At 71.2% G+C, this 8599-nt stretch carries 10 protein-coding genes and 1 pseudogene; 9 read left to right on the top strand and 2 right to left on the bottom strand.

The window, feature by feature from the left end; genetic code table 11:
* From ACLEQD_RS31185 to ACLEQD_RS31215, 7 genes and pseudogenes are all read left to right on the top strand, one after another.
* A pseudogene (locus tag ACLEQD_RS31185) lies at window positions 1-451 on the top strand (serine/threonine-protein kinase PknK); the annotation flags it as partial.
* Between the two features lie 28 nt (window positions 452-479).
* Window positions 480-1157: a 2-hydroxychromene-2-carboxylate isomerase gene (locus tag ACLEQD_RS31190; protein WP_410389125.1), complete on the top strand. Its 678-nt coding sequence runs from the start codon at window positions 480-482 to the stop codon at window positions 1155-1157.
* Complete coding sequence (locus ACLEQD_RS31195) at window positions 1154-1804, top strand: hypothetical protein (protein WP_410389126.1); 651 nt, start codon at window positions 1154-1156, stop codon at window positions 1802-1804. Before ACLEQD_RS31190 ends, ACLEQD_RS31195 begins: the two co-directional genes overlap by 4 nt.
* Window positions 1805-1878: 74 nt before the next feature.
* Window positions 1879-3075, top strand: a complete 1197-nt coding sequence (locus tag ACLEQD_RS31200) for an acetyl-CoA C-acetyltransferase (RefSeq protein ID WP_410389128.1) — start codon at window positions 1879-1881, stop codon at window positions 3073-3075.
* A gap of 56 nt (window positions 3076-3131) precedes the next feature.
* The gene (locus ACLEQD_RS31205) at window positions 3132-3347 is read left to right on the top strand and encodes a hypothetical protein (protein ID WP_014399195.1); all 216 of its coding nucleotides are present in this window, start codon (window positions 3132-3134) and stop codon (window positions 3345-3347) included.
* 182 nt (window positions 3348-3529) lie between these two features.
* Window positions 3530-3727 carry a hypothetical protein gene (locus ACLEQD_RS31210; RefSeq protein WP_410389130.1) on the top strand — a complete coding sequence of 66 codons (198 nt, stop codon included), beginning with the start codon at window positions 3530-3532 and terminating at the stop codon, window positions 3725-3727.
* 127 nt (window positions 3728-3854) lie between these two features.
* Entirely contained in the window at window positions 3855-4589 is a 735-nt protein-coding gene (locus ACLEQD_RS31215) for a DUF1751 domain-containing protein (protein WP_410389132.1), read from the top strand.
* A gap of 23 nt (window positions 4590-4612) precedes the next feature.
* On the opposite strand, the gene ACLEQD_RS31220 is transcribed toward ACLEQD_RS31215, so the two are convergent.
* Window positions 4613-6253, bottom strand: coding sequence for a sigma 54-interacting transcriptional regulator (locus tag ACLEQD_RS31220; protein WP_410389133.1), 1641 nt, complete (start codon window positions 6251-6253; stop codon window positions 4613-4615).
* Window positions 6254-6397: 144 nt separating this feature from the next.
* Here ACLEQD_RS31220 and ACLEQD_RS31225 point away from each other — a divergent pair, with 144 nt between their 5' ends.
* Together ACLEQD_RS31225 and ACLEQD_RS31230 are read left to right on the top strand one after the other, a co-directional pair.
* Window positions 6398-7273: a dioxygenase gene (locus tag ACLEQD_RS31225; protein WP_410389135.1), complete on the top strand. Its 876-nt coding sequence runs from the start codon at window positions 6398-6400 to the stop codon at window positions 7271-7273.
* A 34-nt stretch (window positions 7274-7307) separates the two neighbouring features.
* A complete protein-coding gene (locus ACLEQD_RS31230) occupies window positions 7308-7934 on the top strand; it encodes a YceI family protein (protein ID WP_410389136.1) in 627 nt (208 codons plus the stop codon).
* Between the two features lie 109 nt (window positions 7935-8043).
* On the opposite strand, the gene ACLEQD_RS31235 is transcribed toward ACLEQD_RS31230, so the two are convergent.
* On the bottom strand, window positions 8044-8599 hold a 556-nt coding region (locus ACLEQD_RS31235; protein WP_410389137.1), incomplete at its 5' end, for a DUF6982 domain-containing protein.

The following is an 8599-nucleotide window of genomic DNA, read 5'->3' on the forward strand; positions in this document are numbered from 1 at the left end:
CGCTGGAGGCCGCGCGCCAGGCGGCCTGCGCATGGAGACGCTGGTGCGCGTGTACCAGTCGCGCTTCGAGCGCGACCAGGGCCGGCTGCCCGCCGCGCTCGCCGCCGCGCAAGCCGCGCTCGATCGCGCCCTGGACCCCCGGTTCGCCAACCCCTGGGACGAAATCCTGGCCCGCCGCGCCCTGGCGCCGCTGGTGTCCCAGGAGGAGGGGGACGCGCACCTGCGCCGCGCGCGCCTCCTGGCGGAGTCCACCGGCAACGTGCTCCAGATGGGGCTCGTCTACCTGCAGCACGCGGAGCGCTACGGCACGCCGCAAGAGGTGATGCGGGAGCTGGAGATCGCCGAGCGGGCCTTCACCACCGCCCGGGCCACGTACCTCCAGCAGCTGGCCCAGTCGCTGCGCGGCCCGCTGTCGCGCCAGCTGCACGAGGACGTGAAGCAGAGCGCCTGACGGCCGGGTCGTGCATAGGATGGGGGCCATGGCCTCCTCCCCCCTGCGCTTCTGCCTGGACTACCTGTCCCCGTATGCCTACCTCGCCTGGCTCCGCATGCCCGCCATCGCGGCGCGGCACGGGCGGGCGCTGGAGCCCGTGCCGGTGCTGTTGGCGGGGCTGCTCAACGCCGTGGGCTCCATTGGCCCGGCGGAGATCCCCGCCAAGCGCGTCTACGTCTTCAAGCAGTGCTTCCGCATCGCGCACGAGCAGGGCGCGCCGTTCAGCCTGCCGCCCTCGCACCCGTTCAACCCGCTGTTGTCCCTGCGCGTGACGGCCGCGGTGGACGACGTGGCGGAGCGCACGCGGCTCACCACCGCGCTCTACTCGGCCGCGTGGGGCCAGGGCCGGGGCATCGAGACGCCGGAGCAGGTGGGCGCGGTGCTGACGGAAGGAGGCTTCGACGCGCGGGCGCTGCTCGAGCGCGCGCAGCTGCCGGAGGTGAAGGACCGCGTGCGCAAGAACACGGAGGAGGCGCTGGCCCGGGGCGCGTTCGGCGTGCCGTCCGTGCTGGTGGACGACGAGATGTTCTGGGGCGTGGACTCGCTGGGCCACCTGGAGCGCTTCCTGGAGGGCCGCGACCCGCTCACCCCCGGGGACCTGGCGCGCTGGAGGGACCTGCCCGCCACCGCCGCCCGGCGCCCGGAAGGAAAGCCCCGTCCGTGAACGTGCTCGGGCAGCTGGGGGTGGCCGTCGCCGGGCTGGTGCTGGCCGGCGCGCTCCTGTTCCTCAACCTCTGGCGCGCGCTGCTCTACCTCTTCCCCCACACCGTCCGCGTGGAGCCGGAGGCCCCGGCGGACCAGATGGACCTGCCGGACGCGCTCGGCCCCCTGGCGGGCCAGCTCCAGGCGCTGGGCTTCACGCCGCTGGGCAGCCACGAGGAGAAGCCGCTCCTGCAGAAGGCCACCCGCTCCTACGACTGGGCGCACGCGGGCGAGCGCGTCTTCGCCACCCTCCACGAGGGCGGCGACCTGCTGCCCCGGCTCTACCTGCTGACGCCCCTGGCCACCGGGGGCTTCGTCGTCACCGCCAGCTACCGGCGCCCCGCGCTGGACGTGCCCGGCTACCGCTCCGGGTCGCTGGAGGACGCCGCACCGGAGCGCCTGTTGCGCGCGCATGTGCGACGACTCGAGGGGTTGGACCCGGCGGGCGCGGAGGGCTTCACCTGGGAGGGGCGCGTCCAGACGGCCCGGGCCTGGTACCAGGGGCTGGGGCGCAAGGAAATCCGCCGCCAGAACCTCCAGGGGCTGTTGTGGACGGCCATCGCGCTTGCCATCGTCGCCAGCGCCTTCCTGGGCCAGCGCGCGGGCTGACGGCCCCCTGGACGCTTTTCCACGTCACGTCGTGCGTGCACCGCGCGCCCCGGAAGAGTAGGGAGACGAGCACCATGAAGAGCGTGTCCAAGAACGAGGAAATCTACTTCCTGTCCGGCAAGCGCACCCCGTTCGGTACCTACGGCGGCAGCCTCAAGGACCTGAGCGCCACCGACCTGGCCGTGGAGTCCGCGAAGGCGGCCCTGGCCCAGGCGGGCGTCTCCCCGGAGCAGATTGAGCACGTGGTGTACGGCAACGTCGTCCAGACGAGCGCGGACGCCATCTACCTGCCGCGCCACGTGGGCCTGCGCGCGGGCGTGCCGGTGCCGGTGCCCGCGCTGGGCGTCAACCGGCTGTGCGGCTCCGGCTTCCAGGCCTTCGTCACGGCCGCGGAGATGATGCTGACGGGCGGCGCGCAGGCCGTCCTCGCGGGCGGCACGGAGTCCATGAGCCAGGCGCCCCACGTCATCCGCGGCGCGCGCTGGGGAATCCCCCTGGGCAAGGGCGGCCTGGAGGACATGCTCTGGACGGCCCTCACGGACAGCTACACCGGCCAGGCCATGGCGCTCACCGCCGAGCAGCTCGCGGTGGACTACGGCCTCACCCAGGACGACGTGGACCAGTACGCCGTCCTCACCCAGAAGCGCTTCGCCGCCGCGCAGGAGGCGGGCCGGCTGGCGGACGAGATTTCGCCGGTGACGCTCAAGGGCAAGAAGGGCGACACGGTGGTTTCCAAGGACGAGCACAACCGCCCGGAGACCACGGTGGAGGGCCTGCGCAAGCTGCCCAAGGTGTTCAAGAAGGACGGCGTGGTGCACGCGGGCGCGGCCAGCGGCATCTGCGACGGCGCGGGCTCCATGGTGATGGCCACGCGCGGCTTCGTGGAGAAGCACGGCCTGAAGCCCGTGGCGCGGCTGGTCAACTGGGGCGTGTCCGGCTGCGACCCGCGCATCATGGGCATCGGCCCCGCGCCGGCCATCCGCAACCTGCTCCAGCGCGCGGACGCGAAGCTCACGGACGTGGAGCTCTTCGAGGTCAACGAGGCCTTCGCGCCCCAGTACCTGGCGGTGGAGAAGGAGCTGGGCCTGCCACGCGACGCCACCAACGTCAACGGCGGCGCCATCGCCGTGGGCCACCCGCTGGGGGCCTCCGGGGCGCGCATCACCATGACGCTGGCGTACGAGCTGAAGCGTCGGGGCGCCCGCTATGGTATCGGGTCCGCCTGCATCGGTGGCGGCCAGGGCATCGCCGTCCTGATCGAAGCGCTCTAGGCGCGCGTGCGTGGGTGACGGGGTACGGGGCAGACGACTTCCGGACGGGACGTGAGATGAGCAACGAGGTGGACGCGAAGACGGCCCGCGAGCGGGCCAAGGCCATCGCCGAGCAGCGCCGTGCCGAGCGCCGCAACCGCAAGCGCCGCTGCGTGGTGTGCGGCGTGGAGGAGAGCGACAAGACGCCCCTGACGGCCCACCCGGAGGGCATCGGTCCCGCCTGCAAGGACGAGGTCACCTGTCAGGCCCGCCGGGCCGCGGCGGGCCGCTGACGCCCCAGGGGCCTGGCACCCCCACCGCCGCACTGTCGGCGAGTGGACGGTGGGCCCCCGCCCGTCAGGGGCCTCCCGGAGGGGCAGGACGCGCCTCCGAGGCCGGATTGTCGGGCCCGTTTCTTGATGGCGCCCCCGACTCGGGGTAAACATTTGTAATCTCTGGTGACACGAGGGTTGGAATGGGCGTTATCAGCTTCACGGGCGTCAAGGTGTTCTCCACCACGCTCGCGCGCGATCGCGAGAACATGGGCGAGAACATCACCAAGTGGCTGAAGGAGAACTCCGCCGTGGAGATCGTGGACAAGATCGTCACGCAGTCCTCGGACAAGGAGTTTCACTGTCTGACCATCACGCTCTTCTACCGCCACAAGACGTAGGGCCGGCTTTTCAGAAGGCGTGGGATGCGAGGGCGCTTCTCCCTGGTGACACCAGGGTGGGGCGCCCTTCATCGTTTCTGGATTTGGGGTTGCGCACCGGGCGCTGTTCCACCACCTTTGGGCCTCTATGCGACCCATGCGGGGCTTCAACCGGGGTGGAGGCGGCGGTTTCGGCGGCGGCTTCCCCGGCCTGGATTCGATGGCAGCCAAGCTGGCGGTGGCGCTGGTGGCGTTCTCCGCGCTGTTCCTGGCGACGCGGCAGGGGCAGGGCGTGCTGCTGCTGCTCAACCCAGGGGACGTGCTGCAGCTGCGCGTGTGGCAGCTGTTCACCTACGCGTTCGTCGCCACGGACCCGCTGGGCATCATCTTCGGCGGCATCATCATCTGGTCCATCGGCGGCTTCCTGGAGTCCACCTGGGGGTCCAGGCGCCTCTTGATGGCGTCGGTGGGCATCACGGTGCTCGCGGGCCTCATCACGGTGCTGCTGGCGCTGGTGATGCCCATGGCCAGCCTCTACGCCGGCGGCACGGTGATGACGACGGTGCTGTGGGTGGCCTACGGCCTGGTGATTGGCCGGGGGCAGACGAACTTCTGGGGCATCCCGCTCACGGGCAACTGGTTCGCGGCCATTGGCGCGGGCTTCACCGTGCTGCGGCTGCTCACCGCGCCGGCCTGGCAGGTGCTGGCCCCGGAGCTCATCAGCCTGGTGCTCGTCTTCGCGTACGTGCGCGGCGCGAGCCCCAAGCGGCTGATGCTCCAGCTGCAGCACTGGCGCCTGCAGCGGCAGCTCCGGGACCGCTCCAAGCACCTGCGCGTGGTGGACCGCGACCGCCGGCCGGACCGCGACCAGTTCCTCAACTGAAGAGGGCTGGGGGCCGCGCGCGGCTAGTGCGCGGCCTCCGGGTGGCCGTACTGCTTGAGCTTCCGGTAGAGCGTGGCCACCCCGATGTCCAGCTGCTCCGCGGTGCGTGAGCGGTTGCCGCCGTTCTGCGCCAGCACCGCGAGGATGTACTCCTTCTCCATGTCCTCCAGCCGGCGCGGGTTGCCGGTGGGCACCAGCGGCGGCGGCGCGGCGCGCACCTCCTCCGGCAAATCATCGCGCTCCACGCGCGGGCCCTCGCACAGCACCACCGCGCGCTCGATGGCGTTGCCCAGCTCGCGCACGTTGCCCGGCCATGGGTAGCGCAGGAGCTGATCCGCCGCGTCCGGGGACAGGCCATTCACGCGCCTTCCCAGGCGCTCACCGGCCTCCGCCAGCAGCAGCCGCGCCAGGGGGAGGATGTCCTCCTTGCGCTCGCGCAGGGGCGGGATGCGCAGCTCGATGACGCGCAGCCGGTAGAAGAGGTCCTGGCGGAAGCGGCCCAGGCGGACCTCCTCGGACAGCTCGCGGTTGGTGGCGGCCACCACGCGCACGTCCACCTTGCGGCTGGTGTTCTCCCCCACGCGGCGCACCTCGCGCTCCTGGAGGGCGCGCAGCAGCTTGGCCTGCATGGCGGGGGGCACCTCGCCCACCTCGTCCAGGAAGAGGGTGCCGCCGTGCGCGGCTTCGAAGAGGCCGGGCCGGTCGTGCGTGGCGCCGGTGAAGGCGCCCTTCGCGTGGCCGAACAGCTCGCTCTCCAGCAGGCTCTCCGTCACCGCGGCGCAGTTCACGGCGATGAAGGCCTTGGGCGCGCGGCCGGACTCGTCGTGGATGAGCCGGGCGATTCGCTCCTTGCCCACGCCGCTCTCCCCGGTGACGAGGATGGTGGTGTCCACCTTCGCCGAGCGCCGCGCCAGGTTGAGCACGCGCTGCATGGCCTCCGCGCGGGCCACCATGCCCGCCGGGTCCTCCGTCACGCCGGACACGCGCGCCAGCGACTGCCGCTTCGCGCGCAGCTTGCGCTCCGCCTGCCGCAGCGCCTCCGTCACCTGCCCGAGCACGCCCTCCATGCACTGCGTTTCATAGAAGCGCAGGAACTCCGTGCACTCGGTGCTCCACTCCTCCTCGGGGCGGCCCACGATGTGGCAGAGGGCGTCGCCATGGCCCACGCACTTGAGCTCCGCGCAGTAGATGGGCTTGTTGTTGCAGTAGCTCAGGTACCCGGACGCGAAGCCGGTGAGGCTCCAGCACACCGGCTGGTCGGCCTGTCCCAGGTGGAGCAGGTGCTGCTCGGCTTCGTAGGAGTCGCGCCACTGCGCCTCCGCGAAGGGCTCCGGGCCGTCCTTGTCCGTGCGCTCGATGCGCTCCACGCGCACCTGGCCCATCAGCGTGTGCAGCCGCCCGCCCGCGCGGCGCCACTCCGCCTCGTCCGGCCACGGCACCGCGGTCTTCATCGCCTCCGCCGTGCGCCAGCCGTGCGCGTAGCCCAGCCGCGTGAAGATGCCTCGCGCGGCCGTCATCCCCAGCATCCCGATGAGCTCCTTGCGCAAGAGCCCCAGCGCCACCGGGTCCATCAACAGCGCCCGCTGGCCGGCGAAGCGGATGACCCCGCCCTTCGGCTCGAACGCGAGCAGCTCCCTCAAGTCCAACCCTTCCAGACCCGCCACGGTGTCTCCCGGTGTCTTTCAGACTGATGTGCCTCTCTATCAATCTGAGAGGCGTTTCAAAGGGCTGGAATGTGAAGCCGTGTGATTTCATGGGGTTGTCATGTTGGGTGCGCTGGTCCCGGGGTTGCAGTACAAGGCGCCACGATGGCTTCCGGGGTGGACAGGCGCGAGGTGCTGCAGGGGGTGGCGGCGGCCGGGGTGGCGGGGGTGATGGGGCCTGGGCCCTCGGTCGCCCGGCAGGTGGCGCCGGCCCTGTTCGTCTCTCACGGCTCGCCCATGACGGCGCTGGACGCGGACGAGTATCCCCAGGCACTCCAGCGCTTCGGTGAGGGCGCGGGCCCGGTGAAGGCGCTGGTGGTGATGTCCGCGCACTGGGAGACGGACGCGCGCGTGCACGTCACCGCGATGGCCGCTCCGCCGCTCGTCTACGACTTCCACGGCTTCCCCGAGGAGCTGTACCGGCTGCGTTACGCGCCGCCCGGTGCGCCGTCCCTGGCCGAGGACGTGGTGGCGCGGCTGTCCTCGGCGGGCGTGCCCGCGGTGGCGGACGGCGAGCGCGGATTGGATCACGGCGTCTGGGTGCCCTTGCGGCATGCCTTCCCGGAGGCGCGCGTGCCCGTGTTGCAGGTGTCGCTGCCGGCGGACGCGACGCCCGCGCAGGTGGCGCGCATGGGGGAAGCGCTGCGTCCGCTGCGCGCGCAGGGCGTGTTGCTCATGGGCAGCGGCGGGGTGGTGCACAACCTTCGCCGGGTGAATTTCAGGAACAAGCGGGCGTCCGCTGAGCCATGGGCGGCCGAGTTCGACGCGTGGGTCGCCGGGAAACTTGCCGCGCGTGATGACGTAGGCCTTCAGTCGTGGAGGGATGCACCGAATGCACGGGTCGCGCATCCATCCGCCGAGCATTGGTTGCCGATTTACTTCGTCCTCGGAGCCGCCCTCCCCGAGGACCGCATCACCCCCGTGTTCGAGGGCTTCCATCACGGAACCTTGTCCATGCGCAGCTTCGCGCTGCGCGCCTGAACCTCGCAGTCCGCAATCTCCAAGGAGTCACACCATGAAGCTGTCGCTCAAGTCCGCCGTCACGCTGCTCGCCGTCGCCGCCCCGTCGTTTGCCTTCGCGTCCGCGTGGGAGATCGACTCGTCGCACTCCAGCGCGCAGTTCGGCGTGAAGCACATGATGGTGTCCACCGTGCGCGGCTCCTTCAGCAACGTGAAGGGCACCGTCAACCTGGATGACAAGGACATCACCAAGTCCACCATCGAGACGACCATCGACGCGACCACCATCAACACCAACGAGCCCAAGCGCGACGAGCACCTGAAGAGCCCGGACTTCTTCGACGTGGCGAAGTTCCCGACCATCACCTTCAAGTCCACGAAGATCGCGAAGGCCGGCAAGGACAAGCTGAACGTCACGGGCGACCTGACCATGCACGGCGTGACCAGGCCCGTGGTGCTGGCCGTGGAAGGCCCGACGGCGGAGACGAAGGACGCGTGGGGCAACGTGCGCCGCGGCGCCACGGCGACCACGAAGATCAAGCGCAGCGACTTCGGCCTGACCTGGAACAAGGCGCTGGAGGCCGGCGGCGTGGCGGTGGGTGACGACGTGACCATCACCCTGGACCTGGAGACCACGAAGAAGCCCGAGGCGGCGGCGCCGGCGGCCAAGGACACGAAGTAGTCCGCGTCCTCTTCGCCCAAGCTGAAATGAAGAGAGGGGCCTCGGGTGACCGGGGCCCCTCTTTTTCGTGCGGCGTGTGGGGCGGCGGGGGCCGCCCCGGGGGGGGGCTTCAGCCCTCGGCGACGGCCTGCACGCTGGCGCGGTAGATGAAGATGCGCGCGGTGTTGGTGCGGGTGTCGGCGGGGACGACGAAGAAGCCCGGGGTGGGGCCCTTGAAGTCCTGGGAGAAGCCGGCCACCTGGCGGCCGTCGTTGAAGGTGACGCGGATCTTCGAGCCCTCCGCCTGCGGCTGACGCGCGCCCGCGGCGAGCATGAAGAAGATGGCCTTCACGCGCTTGCCGGGGATGCGCTCCGGGGCGAAGCCGCTCTGCTGCTCCAGGGAGATGGTGTCCTCCAGGAGGTCCGCGTCGCGGATGGTGCCGCGCTTCACCTGGCCTTCGACGGTGTGGATGATGACGCGGTGTTCGCCCTCCACGAAGGAGTTGGTGGAGGAGGCGAAGCCGCCCCCCTGCACTTCGAACAGCGCGTCGTCCGTGGGGCGCAGGTGGTTGGCCGTCACGGGGGCGGCGGCCACGGCCGGCGTCGCGGGGGCGACGGGCGTCGGGCCCCGGAGGGTGGGGATCGCCGGGGCGGCGGGCGTCAGCCGGGCCACGGGCGTGGCGGAG

The organism is Corallococcus sp. 4LFB (genome assembly GCF_046520365.1).
Classification (GTDB): domain Bacteria; phylum Myxococcota; class Myxococcia; order Myxococcales; family Myxococcaceae; genus Corallococcus; species Corallococcus caeni.

Excerpts from the sequence above, each read along its gene's own strand:
- ACLEQD_RS31190 (WP_410389125.1), top strand. The coding sequence starts at position 480 with ATGGCCTCCTCCCCCCTGCGCTTCTGCCTGGACTACCTGTCCCCGTAT.
- ACLEQD_RS31200 (WP_410389128.1), top strand. The coding sequence starts at position 1,879 with ATGAAGAGCGTGTCCAAGAACGAGGAAATCTACTTCCTGTCCGGCAAG.
- ACLEQD_RS31205 (WP_014399195.1), top strand. The coding sequence starts at position 3,132 with ATGAGCAACGAGGTGGACGCGAAGACGGCCCGCGAGCGGGCCAAGGCC.
- ACLEQD_RS31210 (WP_410389130.1), top strand. The coding sequence starts at position 3,530 with ATGGGCGTTATCAGCTTCACGGGCGTCAAGGTGTTCTCCACCACGCTC.
- ACLEQD_RS31215 (WP_410389132.1), top strand. The coding sequence starts at position 3,855 with ATGCGACCCATGCGGGGCTTCAACCGGGGTGGAGGCGGCGGTTTCGGC.
- ACLEQD_RS31225 (WP_410389135.1), top strand. The coding sequence starts at position 6,398 with ATGGCTTCCGGGGTGGACAGGCGCGAGGTGCTGCAGGGGGTGGCGGCG.
- ACLEQD_RS31230 (WP_410389136.1), top strand. The coding sequence starts at position 7,308 with ATGAAGCTGTCGCTCAAGTCCGCCGTCACGCTGCTCGCCGTCGCCGCC.